The sequence below is a fragment of the Pseudomonas marginalis genome (genome assembly GCF_008692035.1).
GTDB lineage: Bacteria > Pseudomonadota > Gammaproteobacteria > Pseudomonadales > Pseudomonadaceae > Aquipseudomonas > Aquipseudomonas marginalis.
Genome location: NZ_VTFG01000001.1, coordinates 702562 through 718403, shown reverse-complemented (window position 1 = coordinate 718403; position 15842 = coordinate 702562). Strand labels below are relative to the sequence as shown.

16 protein-coding genes and 2 pseudogenes are annotated in these 15842 nt (G+C 60.6%); 12 read left to right on the top strand and 6 right to left on the bottom strand.

Going from position 1 to position 15842, the window contains the following annotated elements; translation table 11 throughout:
* Window positions 1–19 precede the first annotated feature (19 nt).
* From FX984_RS03040 to FX984_RS03025, 4 genes and pseudogenes are all read left to right on the top strand, one after another.
* Window positions 20–883, top strand: a complete 864-nt coding sequence (locus tag FX984_RS03040; protein ID WP_154905231.1) for an enoyl-CoA hydratase/isomerase family protein — start codon at window positions 20–22, stop codon at window positions 881–883.
* A 257-nt stretch (window positions 884–1140) separates the two neighbouring features.
* Entirely contained in the window at window positions 1141–1425 is a 285-nt protein-coding gene (locus tag FX984_RS03035) for a hypothetical protein (RefSeq protein ID WP_223841595.1), read from the top strand.
* A 22-nt stretch (window positions 1426–1447) separates the two neighbouring features.
* Window positions 1448–1759: pseudogene (locus FX984_RS33095) on the top strand (zinc ribbon domain-containing protein); the annotation flags it as partial.
* 10 nt (window positions 1760–1769) lie between these two features.
* Window positions 1770–3308 carry an adenylate/guanylate cyclase domain-containing protein gene (locus FX984_RS03025; RefSeq protein WP_223841594.1) on the top strand — a complete coding sequence of 513 codons (1539 nt, stop codon included), beginning with the start codon at window positions 1770–1772 and terminating at the stop codon, window positions 3306–3308.
* A gap of 21 nt (window positions 3309–3329) precedes the next feature.
* On the opposite strand, the gene FX984_RS03020 is transcribed toward FX984_RS03025, so the two are convergent.
* A complete protein-coding gene (locus FX984_RS03020) occupies window positions 3330–3641 on the bottom strand; it encodes a hypothetical protein (protein WP_154905229.1) in 312 nt (103 codons plus the stop codon).
* Window positions 3642–3911: 270 nt separating this feature from the next.
* Between FX984_RS03020 and FX984_RS03015 the strand changes: the two genes are divergently transcribed.
* Entirely contained in the window at window positions 3912–4112 is a 201-nt protein-coding gene (locus FX984_RS03015; protein WP_154905228.1) for a hypothetical protein, read from the top strand.
* 594 nt (window positions 4113–4706) lie between these two features.
* A pseudogene (locus FX984_RS03010) lies at window positions 4707–4811 on the top strand (helix-turn-helix domain-containing protein); the annotation flags it as partial.
* A 12-nt stretch (window positions 4812–4823) separates the two neighbouring features.
* Here FX984_RS03010 and FX984_RS03005 read toward each other — a convergent pair.
* The 5 genes from FX984_RS03005 to FX984_RS02985 form a co-directional block, all read right to left on the bottom strand.
* Window positions 4824–5744 (bottom strand): ABC transporter six-transmembrane domain-containing protein, encoded by a 921-nt coding sequence (locus FX984_RS03005; RefSeq protein ID WP_027606673.1) that lies wholly within the window; start codon window positions 5742–5744, stop codon window positions 4824–4826.
* Window positions 5717–6337 carry a hypothetical protein gene (locus FX984_RS32990; RefSeq protein WP_315898995.1) on the bottom strand — a complete coding sequence of 207 codons (621 nt, stop codon included), beginning with the start codon at window positions 6335–6337 and terminating at the stop codon, window positions 5717–5719. Before FX984_RS32990 ends, FX984_RS03005 begins: the two co-directional genes overlap by 28 nt.
* A gap of 24 nt (window positions 6338–6361) precedes the next feature.
* Window positions 6362–7438, bottom strand: coding sequence for an ATP-binding protein (locus tag FX984_RS02995; protein WP_092357172.1), 1077 nt, complete (start codon window positions 7436–7438; stop codon window positions 6362–6364).
* Entirely contained in the window at window positions 7435–8181 is a 747-nt protein-coding gene (locus tag FX984_RS02990) for a response regulator (RefSeq protein ID WP_146476293.1), read from the bottom strand. The genes FX984_RS02995 and FX984_RS02990 overlap by 4 nt, the downstream gene beginning before the upstream one ends.
* A 146-nt stretch (window positions 8182–8327) precedes the next feature.
* On the bottom strand, window positions 8328–9155 hold the full coding sequence (locus FX984_RS02985; protein ID WP_146476294.1) for a helix-turn-helix domain-containing protein: 828 nt from the start codon (window positions 9153–9155) through the stop codon (window positions 8328–8330).
* A 186-nt stretch (window positions 9156–9341) separates the two neighbouring features.
* On the opposite strand from FX984_RS02985, the gene FX984_RS02980 reads away from it, so the two are divergent.
* The 6 genes from FX984_RS02980 (at window position 9342) to gbdR (ending at window position 15800) form a co-directional block, all read left to right on the top strand.
* Window positions 9342–10481, top strand: a complete 1140-nt coding sequence (locus tag FX984_RS02980) for an ornithine cyclodeaminase family protein (RefSeq protein WP_146476295.1) — start codon at window positions 9342–9344, stop codon at window positions 10479–10481.
* 35 nt (window positions 10482–10516) lie between these two features.
* On the top strand, window positions 10517–10939 hold the full coding sequence (locus FX984_RS02975; protein ID WP_098479432.1) for a RidA family protein: 423 nt from the start codon (window positions 10517–10519) through the stop codon (window positions 10937–10939).
* A 57-nt stretch (window positions 10940–10996) separates the two neighbouring features.
* Window positions 10997–12289, top strand: coding sequence for an NAD(P)/FAD-dependent oxidoreductase (locus FX984_RS02970; RefSeq protein WP_146476296.1), 1293 nt, complete (start codon window positions 10997–10999; stop codon window positions 12287–12289).
* 12 nt (window positions 12290–12301) lie between these two features.
* Window positions 12302–13150: an alpha/beta fold hydrolase gene (locus tag FX984_RS02965; RefSeq protein WP_065946946.1), complete on the top strand. Its 849-nt coding sequence runs from the start codon at window positions 12302–12304 to the stop codon at window positions 13148–13150.
* A 164-nt stretch (window positions 13151–13314) separates the two neighbouring features.
* Window positions 13315–14724 (top strand): GABA permease, encoded by a 1410-nt coding sequence (gene gabP, locus FX984_RS02960; protein ID WP_146476297.1) that lies wholly within the window; start codon window positions 13315–13317, stop codon window positions 14722–14724.
* The gene (gene gbdR, locus FX984_RS02955; protein WP_146476298.1) at window positions 14721–15800 is read left to right on the top strand and encodes a choline metabolism transcriptional regulator GbdR; all 1080 of its coding nucleotides are present in this window, start codon (window positions 14721–14723) and stop codon (window positions 15798–15800) included. Before gabP ends, gbdR begins: the two co-directional genes overlap by 4 nt.
* Window positions 15801–15842 lie beyond the last annotated feature (42 nt).

The window sequence follows — 15842 nt, the reverse complement described above, 5'->3', positions numbered from 1 at the left end:
CTCCATCAAGGGATGCGAAATGATGCAACCGAGTACGATCAGCATTGCGCGACTTACACCGAAAGTCTGCAAGATCAAGTTCTCGAATCCACCGACAAATTTGATCGTGCCCGAGACTGTCACTCGGTTGCATGAAGTCGTAAAGGAACTGAGTGAGGACGAGAACGTTCAAGTGGTCATTTTCAGCAGCAGCGTCTCTGGCTACTTCTTCAATCATTTCGATCTTGATGAAGCTGGAAAATTTCCGATGCTGCCAGAGGTAGAAGGGATGCCGATGTGGGTTGATCTTGTCGTGCGACTTTCCAAAGCGCCGTTTATCAGTATTGCTTCAATTCGTGGGCGGACGAGAGGCGGGGGAAACGAACTGGCGTTGGCGTGCGATCTGCGTTACGCAAGCCGAGAGCATGGAGTGTTCGGTCAACCCGAGGTTGGTGTCGGCATTCTGCCGGGTGGTGGGTGCAGTGAGCGCCTTCCACGGCTCATCGGGCGTGATCGCGGGCTCGAAGCAATATTGAGCAGCGATGACTATGACGCTGATCTGGCAGAACGCTATGGATGGGTGACGCGATCTATCCCTGACGAGGAATTGGATCGATTTGTGGGTAGCATGGTGTCCCGACTTGCGTCATTCGACAAGTCAGCACTGGTTGCCGCCAAAGCCCAGGTCAGCAGAGCAACACTACCACCGGATGCTGATCTCTTGGCGGCTTATGGTGAGTACGTTGAGTCGCTGACGTGGCCGGGGTTCCAGGCGCGATTACCTCAACTTCGCCAACGAATTGTTGAAAAAGGGATCGAGGAGGTGGAGGCGCGCATGGGGTATTACATTGGTCTCACAAATCAACCACCTCTCATCTGGCGAAGCTTGTTATTGCAACCTTAGCGACTTTAATTAAATGATTTAGGCATAAGGGGCATAACAAGAGTCAAGTCCATTCCGGTTCCACGTATATGCAAAACCTGCTCATTTGAGCGGCGTTTTGTCCAGGATTAGTTGACCATTACAAAATGAGCTACCGGTGAAGACCAATACTTCATCCAAGGTTTTGGTTGAAGTGTGGGCCGGTAGGTTTTTCCAAAAGCCAGAAACGAATAAGCTCTTATTAACCCTGGTACACATGGTGGGTTAGTAGATGGGAAGTGGCTGAAAAATTACGGATCAAGTACAGACTATTAAAAAATGGTGAACCCATGAACTGTCTTATTTGTGCAGGTATCGCTGAACGTATTCAGTGCCATGGCTCTTGGGAGGAGAGAGATTGTCCCGCGTGCGGTCACTATAGAGTTTCAGATGCGCTCGTGTTGACACTGATGGAACAGGGGCAGATTTTTGATGTGACCAAAACAAGGATCTGGCTTGCCGGCAAGCGCAAGGAGGGTGTTATCCCTTCCATAGAGATCCATGAGGCGCTGTTGATGCAATGAGCGCCGGCAAGAACAGAACATCATGTTTCTGAATGGCGAATTTTGCCGGGGGGAGCTTCGGCGTTTGCAATATGTCAGCCTCTTTCTGTGCGGATATCGACGTCAGGTACTAGGGGAGAGTGCCTTATCCGTGCCGCCAGCGGGTTCGGCGCCTAATGTTAAGAAGCAGGCACCAGGCAAAGGCGGAGGTCGTATGCGCTGTGCAAACTGCGGATTCGAGAGTCTCTCTGGGGCCAGCTTCTGTGGCGCGTGTGGGGACAGGCTGTCTCACAGCTGCCAGCGTTGTGGCTACGAGGCGAGCCTTTCCGCCAAATTCTGTAGTGAATGCGGCGCACCGCTGACCGATGCGCCTGCTACGCCTTCACCGCGCCTCCCACCTGTTTCAGAGCCTTCGCCCGCGCCCATTCTTTACACGCCCCCACTACCTTACCGAGCGCATCCGCGCCGAACAGGCGGCCATGGAAGCCCGGGGCGAGACCGCCGGTGAACGCAAGACCGTCACGGCGCTGTTTGCCAACATGGCCGGCTCCATGGCGCTGATCCACGACCTCGATCCGGAAGAGGCCCAGCGTTTGTTCGAGCCCGTCATCGCGCTGATGATGGAAGCCGTCCACTACTACGAAGGCTACGTGGCCAAGACGCTGGGCGATGGCATCCTCGCGCTATTCGGGGACCCCATCGCCCATGAAGACCATCCGCAGCGGGCGCTGTATGCGGCACTGCGAATGCAGGAGGCGATACATGGCGACCGTATTCGTCTGGAAAAAGGCATTCCGCTGCAAATCCGCGTCGGCATCCACACTGGAGAGGTCGTCGTGCGTTCGATTCGCACGGACAATTTGCACACCGATTACGATCCGGTCGGGCACACGATTCACATTGCGTCTCGGATGGAGGGAATCGCCGCGCCATCGTCGATCCTGGTGAGCGAGTCCACCTACAAGCTGGCGGAGGGCTATTTCGAGTTCAAGGCTCTGGGGCCCACCCAGGTCAAAGGCATTCCCGAGCCGCTCATCGTGTACGAGGTGCAGGGTCTCGGCGCGCTGCGCACGCGCCTGCAATTGGCGGCACATCGCGGGCTGGCCAGATTCGTCGGCGGCCAGGTCGAGCTGGACCACCTGCATCAGGCGCTCGATCAGGACAAAGCGGGCCACGGGCAGGTCGTCGCGGTGGTAGGCGAGGCCGGGGTCGGGAAGTCGCGACTGTTCCATGAGTTCAAGGAACGCTCGCGGCGCGGCTGTCTGGTGCTGGAGACGTTCTCGGTATCGCACGGCAAGGCCTTTGCCTATTTTCCGCTCATCGAGCTGCTGAAAAACTATTTTCAGATCACTGCCCTGGACGACGAGCGGCGGTGCCGGGAAAAGGTTATGGGCAAGACCCTGACGCTCGAGCGCAGCTTCGAGGATCTCGTGCCCTACCTGCTCTATCTGCTGGGTATTGGCGAACGCAATTCGGCGCTCGCGGAAATGGATCCGCAGATCCGGCGCGATCGCATCTTCGACGCGATTACGCAACTTCTGGCGCGCGAGAGTCGCGATCAGCCGATCGAACTGCTGTTCGAGGACCTGCAATGGTTGGACCGCGAGACCGAAGCATTCCTCATGTGCCTCATCGACCGCGTGGCGAATGCTTCGATTCTGCTCCTGGTGAACTACCGGCCTGAGTATCAGCCTGTATGGACGCGCGCGGGTCATTGCAGCCAACTGGGGCTCGAACCGCTGGGCCCGGCCGAAGCCCAGGGGCTGCTCGCGGCCCTGCTGGGGGACGATCCCACCCTCGTCCCCCTCAAACAGCTCATTCTGGAGAAGACGGAGGGCAACCCTTTCTTCATGGAGGAAGTGTCGACAGACTGCATAAGAGGAGGGCGGCTAGGTACCGATTAGCGCAGAACAGGCGCCAAAACATCACCACTGATTTGATGCAGAGCCTGCCTCTTTCAAGCCAGGGTAATCATTGAGCGCAAGGCTAGACTCACCATCGTCCATTGGCTCGCGCACCTGTTTATGTATCACTCCGGCTTCAGCATCCGCACGCATCTGATCGAGCTCCCTGTGAAATGCCTTGTCCTGAACCGTGGGCTTACTGGTGTATGGCTTTCTTTCGGGTTCAGGTTGTGCTGCATAAGTCGTTACCGCATCAGGGGCGTGCTGTAGCTTTTCTTGAACTTGCGATTCCAGCATCGCACGTAGCGCATCTTTGTCGGGGCGAGTCAGCAATTTGTCACTCCTATTAGGAAACCAGGCACCCAGCAATCGACTGGGCCAGTGGCCGGTTGGGGAACATCCAATCAATCGTGTTGGACAATTTGGGTTGCAGATACAGCCACAGGATTTCAGGTTGAAAAGAAGAGGCGAATCATCAATTTCTTCCAACACGGCGATCGTGTCAAATTGGGTACATGCCTGGGATGATTCCGTAATCGATAGGAACGCAGGCAGTGAAAGAGTACCCGGCCGATCCTCAGCCGTTGGCACGTAGAAGGTTGCATGAACTGCCAGACGCACCTGGAAACCAACGCGACCTTCAAGCTGCCACTCAACGCCGATAACTCGGCGATTGACGACGATAGTATCGAGGTGGAAGTACAGACCCGTTACACGATACTTATGCGGCCAAATGCGGCAGGCCTGCTCAGCGCCGACTGCGCCGCCTCTGCGGACGCGCCGTTTAAGCTGGAAGCCTACTGATCCAGGCGGGCTTTGCCCGCAGCTGGTGCGGCGGCCGAAGGCAATCTTCGGTCGTTGCGTCTAGGGGGGCTTGTCGGTGGGGACGGATCTCGATCTGAACCTGAGTAATTGATGCGTTCGGGTTAATGACATACTCCCGATTGGTTATGAGCAGAACCCAATAGCTTGCCTTGGAATTTCTCCTTTTTTTGCTCTTGAAACACCCCCAAAACAAGTCCAGAATTGAGTCGTTTCTTGCTTCGGGAAGAAATGAAACCCCTTAATTTTCAATGGATCGGACGCTAGATACGAGTCTCGTTTCCCGCTCCAAAAACGCAAAAACGCCGCTCACTGAGCGGCGTTTTTGTTTGTGCGTAATTTGTTGGACTGCGTCGCAGTGAGATCACACCTCTGTTTTCGTTTCGGCGCTTCCTGCAGAATCTGATTCCAAACCCGTTCTTCAGGGCTGCAGGTGCAGGCAAGAGACCATACGAAGAATTAGCCGCTGGTCGAATAGTAAAGCTTCATCCAAGGTGTGGGCTGGAGTGTGGGCTGGGGTTATTTATCAGACAGCAGAAACGACAAAGCCCTGAAAAATCAGGGCTTTGTCGTATAAAGATGGCGGAGGCGATGGGCTTTTTCCACCTGAGCCACTTTGCCGCCCATTACCGCGAGTTGTTTGGCGAGTCGCCTTCGCACACCCGGCGGGCGATCGGCTGAATAGACGAAGGGTCAGGCCGCCGTGTCATCCAGTCCCGGGTCCACGCGTTTGCCGATGTCCTTGAGCCGGGCCAATTGGTCGACCACGCTGGGGGCTTCATCCAGGCAACTGACGAACGTCCATAGGTACGTCATCACCGCATAGATATGGCCGGCCTTCACCGCGGGCGCCAGCGCCAACTGGCTGATGGCGACCACGAACAGCAGGGCCGCAAGGATGCCGATGGTGAGGAAGGCAACCGCCTCACGGTCCGACAGCCCGATACGCAGCCGCGACAGCACCTGATAGTGGCGGCGCAGCGTGGGGGCGCCGACCTTTTCCACCAGGCTGATTTCCTTTTCCAGGCGGTTGTTCAGCCGCTCATGCAAGCGCTGGTTGCGCCGTGCAAAGCCAGGCACCACCACCAGGCACAGCCCCAGCGCCACCAGGCACGCCAGGCCGACCCAGGGTTCGATTACCAGCAACATGGCCGCCGCGCCGATGATCGAGACCAGCGCCGTCGCAATGGTGGGCACGTGTTTTTCGAAGAAATCGACGAACTCCCGTGCCAGCACCACCCGCGCGGCGGACGTTGAGGTGCTGTGGCGTTGCAGGCGCTGGTTAAGAATCACCGGCACGGCAAGGTCGGCGTAGATACGCGTAAAGGTGCGGGTGTCCAGGGCCCGTCGGGCGGCGCCCACCACCCAGAACCCGAGGACCACGGCGGCGTAGAGCAGGGCATTGCCGGTGTCGCCACGGATAATCGCGTCGACGGCAAACCCCGCAAACAACGGGTAGGCCAGCAGCAGCGCGTTTTCCAGCGCCACCAGCGACAGGGTGCCGGACAACTTGCCGGGGTAGGCCTTGGCGATCGCCTTGAGTGTCTGGCTGGCGGATTGTTGACCGATTTTGCGGCTCTGCTCGATCAGTAGTGGAGGTGTGACGGAGGGCATGGGCCACCTGGTTTACGCAAAGTAGGGGGGCGGGAACTCAGGGTCCCGGTATAAAGACCGCGGGTGAAGTCGAGCAGATAGCGCGTTTCCTCGGTCATCAGTAACAAGTCGATCTGCACTTCTTCGATCACGATTTCCAGGGTGATCAGCAGGCAAATCGCCGGCGCGGTAAATAACCAGTGGTAATAGGACTGGCTGAACAGCGATGCGACAACCCCCAGGACCCACAGTGACAACACCAGGCGTGGCGCCTGTTTCTGCAGGGGAATCCAGAAGCGCTGCAACCGCTTGAGCTTGGCGCTATAGAGCCGTACCGAGTCTTCAAGCAGTGCCACGTCAATCACGTTTCGATCACGATAGTTGAAAGGCATACAGGCAATTCCTGGCTGACTACACGAGGCGGGTGTGTGGCCTCTGGTCAAGGCGCGCGCAGGCAGCGCGCGGTTCAACCAGGCCAGGTTGATTTCGTTGACTTGCACCCATTCGCCGTTCTGTGGAATCCCTTCGCAGCTCTTGAAAGCAATGCAGCGTCCTTGTGCATCGAGCAAGGCAAAGTGGCGGTACCGATTGACCCTGAAAATACAGAGGCGCATGCCTTCACCTGGGGGCGGTTGGGGTTAGATGGCGACCAACTGGTCGGGCCAGCTCAGCTCGAACAAGGTGCCGCCGTTGTCGAGGTTCCGGCAGGTCGCGCGACCTCCATGGGACAGGGCAATCGCGCGTACGACGGCGAGCCCCAGGCCGCTGCCGCCCTGGGCGCGGGAGCGCGAGCTTTCGCCGCGCTGGAACGGCTCAAAGATGTGCGTTGCAAACGCTTCTGCGATCCCCGGTCCTTCGTCCGCGACACTCAAGGTATTCAGGCCATCCTGGTTGCCCAGGCGCACCGTGACGTTGCCGGGGGTTGCATGGCGTTTCAGGTTGTCGAGCATGGCCAGCAAGGCTTGGCGAATCCGCGCCGGATCACACTGCACAGGCCGTTCGAGCAGGTCCAGGTGCAGCACGAACCCGCAGGCCTGCAGGCCCGGTTCGAACAGGCAGGCGTCGGCCTTGATCTCCTCGGCCAGGTTGGCACTCTGGATCTGCACTTCGAGGTAGCCGTTGTCCGCCAGGCCTACGACCCGCAGGTCCTCGATCAGGCGCGTCAGGCCTTCGACCTGGCTCAGCAGGCTGTAGAACTGCGCCTGGTCCGGGGTGAACACGCCTTCCGCCAACCCTTGCAGGCGGCCGCGCAGGATGGTCAGCGGGGTGCGCAGTTCATGTGCAATCGCGGCGTTCCAGAACGACTGCTCTTGCGCCATGCGTTTCAAGCGTTGGGCCATGCTGTTGAAGTCATCCACCAGCAAGGTGGCCTCTGCCAGTGAGCGGTCGGACGCCGTCGCCCGGGCATCGAGGTCACCATCGGCGAGGCGGCGAAGGCTGGCCGCGACCGAGTTCAAGGGCATCAGAATGCGCCGGGACAGCTTGATCGCCACCACGGCGCCCACCGCCAGGCTGATGCAGGTGATCAGCGCCATCCAGGCCCACTCCATGCCGGTGGGCAGCCATTCGTCCACGTCCAGATCCGACGGCGGCCAGAACGTCCAGAGCAGCGCGTAAAACACGTAGGAGCCGACCACGGCCAGGGCGATCACGCAGAGCACCACGGCGGACATCGACACGATGATCTGCCGGCTCAAACTGTTGGCGGTCTTCATGGCTGGCTTCCGAACCGGTAGCCGACCCCACGGATGCTGGCCGGTACGCCCTGGAGGCCGAGGTCTTCGATTTTGCGCCGCAACTTGCTGATATGGCTGTCGACGGTGCGCTCCAGGCTGTCGCTCTCGGGCGAACACAGGGCCAGCAACTCGGCGCGACTGAATACGCGCTTGGGGGCCTTGGCCAGTTGCGCCAACAATCTGAACTCGGTCACCGTCAGGTTGAGCCTGTGCGTGTGTGCACCGACCTGCACGCTGACTTCATGGCTGTCGATGTCGATTTCAAAGGCATTCACCCGCAGCACGCGCTGGCGGGCGCCGTAGCCATGATCGAGGGAGCGACGCAGCACCGCCTGGGTCCTGGCGACGACCTCGGCGGGGTTGAACGGCTTGACGATGTAGTCGTCGGCACCGATGCGCAGGCCCATGAGTTTGTCCATGTCCTGGTCCTGGGCGGTCAGCATGATCACCGGTGTGGTGCCCCGGTGGCGGATCTCGGCCAGGACCATCCAGCCATCCAGCTTCGGCATCAGCACGTCCAGCAGCACCAGGTCGGGCTTGAGCGATTGATGCAGTTCAAGGGCACGGCGCCCATCCAGGGCATGGGCGGTCTGGAAGCCGCTGCGCTTGAGATAGGCCGCGAGGATATCGGCGATTTCCGGCTCGTCTTCGGCGATCAGTACCAACGCCTGGCGTGGGGCCGCGAGGTCCGTCGGTGTCGATACAGGGTGTGATTCAGTCATGGTCGGCTCGGTCGTGCTGTTCGGTCATCGCAGTATGGCGAATTACCTTGGGGCGACGAAGACTACTGTGCACCACGAGCATGCGCTTTCATGGGAGGTTTTATGGAGAAACGATGGAGACGCGGGCTTATTGGCAAACAGCGTGATCAGGCGTAGCTGATCCTGTCGTTGTAGGCGTTTTGCGTCATGGTGCGCTGGTAGTCGCAGGGGGTGGTGCTGACCAGTTTCTTGAAGTCGCGCAGGAAGTGGGATTGGTCGGAAAACCCCAGGTCGAGGGCCAACTGCGAAAACGATACATCGTGCTGGGTATTGAGGGTGTCCAGGGCCGCCTGGCAGCGGATGATCCGGCAAAACGCCTTGGGTGACATGCCGGTGTCCTGGTTGAACTGGCGGTGCAGGGTCCGGCTGGTGTAGCCGCTGAGGTCTTCGAGTTGCTGGATGCGGATATCACCGCGATGGTGCAGCGCCTGCTGGATGATCATGGCGGTGAGTCGCGACGTCTTGCCCATCAGGCGCGGGGTCAGGTAGTCGTTGAACAGCCGCATCTGGTCGCCCAGCAACGGGGCCTGGACGATGCTTTCGAAGAGGCGTTGGGCAAACTCGGAGACTTCCAGCAGATCGAGCTCCCGCTCGGTCAATTCTTCGGCCAGTACATTGACGAAACCGGGGATCACACCCGGCGAAAAGCGCACGCCGAAATAGTGGTGGTGCTGGTGCAGTTCGACCGCCTGGGCCACCAGCGGGGTGCCGCAGATGCGCGCAGTCGGTCGCGTCGCATCACAGTCGAACAGGATATCCACACAGCCATCCGGCACGGCCAGCAGGTTGGTCGATTGCGCCACATCGAAGGCATAGAAATGCGAGATCGCCGGGTGCGCGGACGGCATCACTGAATAGCGTGAAGAGTTGAGCACGAACCAGGGTTGTTCGTTCGCGGTGTGGAGCCGGGGAGTCGGCACACTCGGTTTGATCATGGTTGTTCCTTGGGCAGGCAGCGCCAGGGGAAAATCAACGCATTAATCGCGCCAACTATCGTCATGCCCGACTGAACGGTATGTCCGAAATTTACAATACCGCCGCCATCCCCCGCCCGATACTCGATCTCGACAGCGTGGAGCTGCGCCTACCGCAGCGATATCACCTTCAGCCCGAGAATAACTATGTCTGCAACTACAAAAATCGATTTTATCTACCTCTCCGAGCAGGACATGATCCGCGCGGGTGTGACCGACATGCTGGCCTGCGTGAACACCATGGAGGAAATGTTCGGCCTGCTGTATGCCGGTGACTACCGCATGGCCGGCCCGAACAATGATTCCCATGGCGCGATGGTGATTTTCCCGCAGGATTCGCCGTTCCCGAACATGCCCAAGCCCACGGCGGATCGGCGCATGATGGCCATGCCGGCCTACCTGGGCGGCAGCTTCTGCACCGCCGGGGTGAAATGGTACGGCTCCAATATCGCCAACCGCGAAAAAGGCCTGCCGCGTTCGATCCTGATGTTCACCCTGAACGACCCCGACACCGGCGCGCCGTTGGCCCATATGTCGGCCAACCTGCTGTCGGCGTACCGCACCGGTGCGATCCCCGGCGTGGGCGCACGCCACCTGGCGCGCAAGGACTCGAAAGTCGTCGGCCTGCTTGGCCCGGGCGTGATGGGCAAGACCACCCTGGCGGCCTTCATCGCGGTGTGCCCGCATATCGACACCCTGAAGATCAAGGGCCGTGGCCAGCAGAGCCTCGACAACTTTATCGCGTGGGTCGAACAGACGTATCCGCAGATCACCACGATAGAGGTGGTCGACACCCTCGAAGCGGTGGTCCGCGACTCGGACCTTGTTACTTATTGTAGCTCCGGTGCCACGGGCGACCCCTCGATCTACCCAATTGTGCGGCGTGAGTGGGTCAAGCCAGGCGCTTTCCTCGCGATGCCGGCGTCTTGCTCCCTCGACGCGGGAATGGAGCAGCCCGACGTACGAAAGGTGCTCGACAACACCGGTCTGTACCAGGCTTGGTTCGAGGAATTGCCCAAGCCTGCGCATCACAACGTGCCGGTCATTGGCGTGCGCTTCATGGACATGATTGCCGAAGGCAAGATGCAGCTCGATGACGTCGAAGACATCGGCAAGATCATCGCCGGGGCCGCGCCTGGCCGCAGGAACGATGAGGAAATCATCATCATGTCGGTGGGCGGCATGCCCGTCGAAGACGTGGCCTGGGGCACGGTGGTGTACCGCAACGCCGTCAAGCACGGCATCGGCGTGACCTTGAACCTGTGGGAAACCCCGGAGCTGCGCTGAGCCGTAGCTTCATTCACTTTGACGAGGCATTCGACATGACAAAAATCACCAAGCTCAAGACCGGCTCACCGTTCGAAGACCAGGCCAGCTATTCGCGCCTGGTGTGCGTGGACAACTGGATCTACGTGTCCAACACCGCCGGCCGCAACCCCCAGACCAAGCTGATCCCGGAGGATGTCCTGGAACAGGCGCACCAGGTGTTCGCCAACATCGAATCGGCCCTCAAGGCTGTCGATTCGAGCCTGGCCGACGTGGTGTGTTCGCGGGTGTTCATCCAGGACCCCAAGGACGTGCCGGCGGTGATGGACCTGATCGGCGAGAAGTTTCGCGGCGTCGACCCGGCCAGCACCGTGACCTGCCCGCCACTGGGCTCGACGGTCTACAAGGTAGAGCTGGAAGTGACGGCGTATCGCAACGCGTCGAAGGCGCAGGTCGACCTCATTCGCCTGTCGCAATAATCGTCACGCGGCCATGCACAGGCCTGGCCGCCCTTATTCGTTTACCGAGTCCTGACCATGGCACCGACAATAGCGCCCGTGACAACCTCCACCGTGTTTCCCAGCGCGACCGCCGTCGTCATCATTGGCGGCGGGATCATCGGCCTCACGGCTGCGCTGACCTTGGCTGAGCGCAATATCGCCGTGGTGGTCCTGGAAAAAGGCCGGATCGCCGCCGAACAGTCATCCCGCAACCTGGGCTGGGTGCGCAAGACCAGCCGCCACGCGGCCGACATCCCGCTGGCCCTGGCCGCCGACCGCTTGTGGGCGCAGATGCCTGAGCGGGTAGGGGCGGATGTCGGGTATCGCCAGGAAGGCATCATGTTTGTCGGGCGCACCCCGGCGCAAATGGCAATGCACGAGGGCTGGCTCAAGTCGGTGGAGCATTTGTCGCTGGATTCACGCCTGCTCAGCAAGCGTGAGATCGACGCGCTGGTGCCAGGCGGCACGGGTGACTGGGCCGGTGGCATCTTTACCCCTTCCGATGCGCGTGCCGAACCGACGCTGGCCAGCAGCGCGATTGCCAGGGCCGCCATGGACAGGGGCGTGGTGATCATCGAGCAGTGCGCGGTGCGTACGCTGCAGATGTCCGGCGGCGCGGTCAGCGGTGTGGTCACGGAAAAGGGCGAAATCCGTTGTGATCATGTGCTGCTGGCGGGGGGCATGTGGTCGAGGCGCTTTCTGGGCAACCTCGGTGTGGCGTTGCCGACCCTGCCCCTGACCTGCTCGGTGCTGCGTACCCACCCCATGGAGGGGCCGACGCAGATCGCGGTCGGCGCGCCGGACTTTTCGTTTCGCAAGCACCAGGACGGCGGTTTCATCATTACCCAACGGGGCAAGTTGGATGCGTTCCTGACCCTCGACCATCTGCTGCTCGCCAAGCAATACATGCCGCAGTTCCGTGCGCAACGCAGTGTGCTGAACGTGTCGCTGGGCAAGCCGTTCATCAATGACCTGGCCCTGGCGCGGCGTTGGCGCGCCGACAGCGTCAGCCCGTTCGAGCGCGTCAGGGTGCAGGATCCGGCGGCCAACCCGCAGCTCAATAACGACGCGATGAACAACCTGATGGCCGCCTGGCCGGTGTTTGAACAGGCACGGATCGCCCAGGCCTGGGCCGGCACTATCGACGTGACACCCGATTCCAACCCGGTCATCGGCCCGGTCGCGCAGATTCCGGGGCTGACCGTGGCCACCGGTTTCTCGGGGCACGGCTTCGGTACATCGCCGGCGGCGGGTCATCTCGCCGCGGACCTGGTCAGTGGGCATGCGCCGATCATTGACCCAAGCCCTTATCGCTTCGACCGTTTCTAAAGGAGCAAGCCCATGCCTGCAGACAGCTGTTTCTTCACCAACCGTTCGGGCCTGCGCCTGCATTATTTGCGCTGGGGCGCATCGAGTGGCGTGCCCCTGGTGCTGTTGCACGGCCTGCGCGCCTATGCCCAGACCTGGGAGTCGCTGGTGCAATCCCTGGGGGAGGGCTACTGCATCTATGCCCTCGACCAGCGTGGTCGTGGGTTGAGCGACTGGGCCGAGCCCTCCACGTATCACACCCAATCCTATGTCGAGGACCTTGAGGATCTGATCGCCCATGTCGGCCTGCAGCGTTTTGTCCTGCTCGGGCATTCATTGGGCGGCGCCAACGCCCTCGAGTATGCGCGGCAACATCCGGGACGCTTGCTGGGGTTGCTGATCGAGGACATCGGCCCCGGCTCTTCAACCCAGGGCGATGGCGCTGCACGTATCCGTCGCGAGATGGGCCAGACGCCGTTGCAGTTCGACAATTGGGACGCGGCCCGTGGGTTCTGGAGGGCTTCGCGCCCAGGGTTGTCGGAGCAGGGCCTGGCGTCGAGGCTGGCGCATTCGATGCAGGAACGCGACGGTGTGATTGGCTGGCGCCATGATCAGCAGGGGATTGCCCAGGCCCGCCTGAGTATCGAGCCGACGGACCTGTGGCCAGCGGTGCGCGCGCTGGATTGCCCCAGCCTGTTCATTCGTGGTGGTCGCTCGGACTTCCTGCCGCCGGCGACGCTGCAGGCGATGAGGGCCAGCAACCCCCATGTGCGGACGGTGGAGGTCGCCGACGCGAGCCACTATGTGCACGACGATCAGGGCGCGGTGTTCAACGCGCTGATTGCAGGCTTTCTGGCGAACCTTGACCCGCCGAGGCAATGAGCGGCGGCTGCCCGCCAATGTCGATATCAGGCACCGGCGTGCCGCTATGAGGCTATTTTTGCGGCACGCAGGCCGCGTACTGTGACCCGTCATTAAGAAATGATGATCGCCTGACCTTCCAGTCAGTACGTCTTAACGTCGATCACAGAGAATAAAAAACAACGATGAATAGCCTGATTTCCAAGGATTCCAACGGCCAGCTGGCGCAGGGCTTCAAGCCGCGTCATGTCACCATGCTCTCCATTGCAGGCATTATCGGCGCGGGGCTGTTTGTCGGCTCCGGGCACGCCATCGCGGCGGCGGGGCCGGCCGTGATGCTGGCGTATCTGTTTTCCGGCCTGTTGGTGGTGCTGGTCATGCGCATGCTGGGGGAGATGGCGGTGGCCAACCCCGACACCGGCTCATTCTCGACCTACGCCGACCAGGCCATCGGCCGCTGGGCCGGGTTTACGATCGGCTGGTTGTACTGGTGGTTCTGGGTGCTGGTGATTCCCATCGAAGCCCTGGCCGCCGGGCATATCCTCAACCAGTGGTTGCCGCAGATCGACGCTTGGCTGTTCGCCTTGTTGTCGATCTTTTTGTTGGTGGTCACCAATTTGTTCAGCGTCTCCAAGTACGGTGAATTCGAGTTCTGGTTTGCCATGGCCAAGGTGGTGGCGATCATCGGCTTCATCGGCCTGGGAGGCGCGGTGCTGATGGGCTGGATTCCCGAGCGGGAGGCCAGCGGCCTGAGTCGCCTGATGGAAGAACACGGTGGTTTCGCGCCTAACGGCCTGTCGGCGGTGGTCGGGGCGTTCATCACCATCATGTTCAGCTTTATCGGCACGGAAGCCGTCACCATCGCGGCTGCCGAGTCCAATAACCCGGCGCAGAATATCGCCCGGGCTACGCGCTCGGTGATGTGGCGCATCGGCGTGTTCTACGTGTTGTCGATCTTCGTGGTGATTTCCGTGGTGCCGTGGAATGACCCGCTGTTGGCGTCGGTAGGCTCTTATCAGCGCGCCCTGGAACTGATGAACATTCCCCACGCGAAGTTACTGGTGGACGTGGTGGTGTTGATTGCCGTGGCGAGCTGCATGAACTCGTCCATCTACATTGCTTCACGCATGCTGTATTCCCTGGGCAAGCGCGGGGATGCGCCCACGCTGATGAAAAAGACCTCCGCCGCGAGTGTGCCGAGGGCCGCCGTGATCGCCAGCACGATCCTCGGGGCTGGCGTGACCTTGCTCAGTTACTTCATGCCGGCCGGATTGTTCCAGTTTCTGCTGGCCAGCTCGGGTGCCATCGCCTTGCTGGTGTACCTGGTGATCGCCGTGTCGCAACTGCGCATGCGCAAGGTCCTGCAGCGCCGCAATGTCACCCTGACGTTCAAGATGTGGCTGTTTCCCTGGCTGACCTGGGTGGTCATCGTGTTCATCTGTTGCGCATTGGCGGTGATGCTGCTGACGCCCGAGCACCGCTTCGAGGTGTCGTCGACCATCGGCCTGGCCTTGCTGATTTCCCTGGTCGGCGTGATCACGGCGCGGCAGCCGGACCGCACCCAAAAATCGATCCCCCTGGCTTCGCGCCCATGACCCCCCGGCCGGTCACCTGTTTGGTATTCGTGCTGCTGGATCAGTTCACCCTGATCTCGTTGGCGTCGGCGGTAGAGCCGCTGCGCATGGCCAACCAACTGGCAGGCCAGGAGCTTTATCGTTGGCACACCGCCAGTGTCGACGGTCATCCTGTGTGGGCCAGCGACGGCATGCCCATCACGCCGGACTGTTCCATAGCCGCTGCGCCCTCTGCGGATATCGTCGTGGTGTGCGGCGGCACGGGTATTCAACACACCCTGAGCGATGAATTGATGAAGTGGCTGCGGACCCAGGCGCGTTATTCCAGGCACCTGGGCGGTATTTGTACCGGCAGTTGGGTATTGGCCCGGGCGGGGCTGCTCGACGGGTTTGAATGCAGCGTGCATTGGGAGTGGCTGGCGGCCATGCAGGAAGCTTTTCCACGGGTGAGCCTCAGCGCCAGCGTGTTCACCCTCGACCGCGATCGCCTGACCAGCTCGGGCGGCACCGCGCCCATGGACATGATGCTGCACCTGATCGGGCGTGAGCATGGGCATGAGTTGTCGGCGGCGATTTCGGACATGTTCGTGTACGAGCGCATGCGTAACGAGCAGGATCATCAGCGCGTGCCGCTCAAGCATATGCTCGGCACCCAGCAGCCGAAGCTGCAGGAAATCGTCGCGCTGATGGAGGCCAACCTGGAAGAACCGATCGACCTGGATGAATTGGCCGAGTACGTGGCCCTGTCACGCCGGCAGCTTGAACGCATGTTCCAGAAGTACCTGCACTGTTCGCCCTCGCGTTACTACCTGCGGTTGCGGCTGATCCGCGCGCGTCAGTTGCTCAAGCAAACCCCCATTTCGATCGTGGAGCTGGCCTTGCTCTGCGGGTTTGTGTCCACGCCGCACTTCTCCAAATGCTACCGCGAGTACTTTGGCGTGCCGCCCAGTGACGAGCGCCTGGTGACGGCAGGCGAGCGAGCCGTCATGTTGAAGCCGATGATTCGCGCCGTACCGGTGCCGATGCCAATGAGTGCCCTGGAGCAGGCGCGGGGGGAGTCGACCTTTGCCAGTGTCCGGCTCAAGGCCAGGCGCTGAGAGTACGGTGAGTGGCGCTGATCAGCGACGCTTGCGTTTCAA

Excerpts from the sequence above, each read along its gene's own strand:
- FX984_RS03040 (WP_154905231.1), top strand. The coding sequence starts at position 20 with ATGATGCAACCGAGTACGATCAGCATTGCGCGACTTACACCGAAAGTC.
- FX984_RS03025 (WP_223841594.1), top strand. The coding sequence starts at position 1,770 with ATGCGCCTGCTACGCCTTCACCGCGCCTCCCACCTGTTTCAGAGCCTT.
- FX984_RS03015 (WP_154905228.1), top strand. The coding sequence starts at position 3,912 with ATGAACTGCCAGACGCACCTGGAAACCAACGCGACCTTCAAGCTGCCA.
- FX984_RS03005 (WP_027606673.1), bottom strand. The coding sequence starts at position 5,744 with ATGCCCTCCGTCACACCTCCACTACTGATCGAGCAGAGCCGCAAAATC.
- FX984_RS32990 (WP_315898995.1), bottom strand. The coding sequence starts at position 6,337 with ATGCGCCTCTGTATTTTCAGGGTCAATCGGTACCGCCACTTTGCCTTG.
- FX984_RS02995 (WP_092357172.1), bottom strand. The coding sequence starts at position 7,438 with ATGAAGACCGCCAACAGTTTGAGCCGGCAGATCATCGTGTCGATGTCC.
- FX984_RS02990 (WP_146476293.1), bottom strand. The coding sequence starts at position 8,181 with ATGACTGAATCACACCCTGTATCGACACCGACGGACCTCGCGGCCCCA.
- FX984_RS02985 (WP_146476294.1), bottom strand. The coding sequence starts at position 9,155 with ATGATCAAACCGAGTGTGCCGACTCCCCGGCTCCACACCGCGAACGAA.
- FX984_RS02980 (WP_146476295.1), top strand. The coding sequence starts at position 9,342 with ATGTCTGCAACTACAAAAATCGATTTTATCTACCTCTCCGAGCAGGAC.
- FX984_RS02975 (WP_098479432.1), top strand. The coding sequence starts at position 10,517 with ATGACAAAAATCACCAAGCTCAAGACCGGCTCACCGTTCGAAGACCAG.
- FX984_RS02970 (WP_146476296.1), top strand. The coding sequence starts at position 10,997 with ATGGCACCGACAATAGCGCCCGTGACAACCTCCACCGTGTTTCCCAGC.
- FX984_RS02965 (WP_065946946.1), top strand. The coding sequence starts at position 12,302 with ATGCCTGCAGACAGCTGTTTCTTCACCAACCGTTCGGGCCTGCGCCTG.
- gabP (WP_146476297.1), top strand. The coding sequence starts at position 13,315 with ATGAATAGCCTGATTTCCAAGGATTCCAACGGCCAGCTGGCGCAGGGC.
- gbdR (WP_146476298.1), top strand. The coding sequence starts at position 14,721 with ATGACCCCCCGGCCGGTCACCTGTTTGGTATTCGTGCTGCTGGATCAG.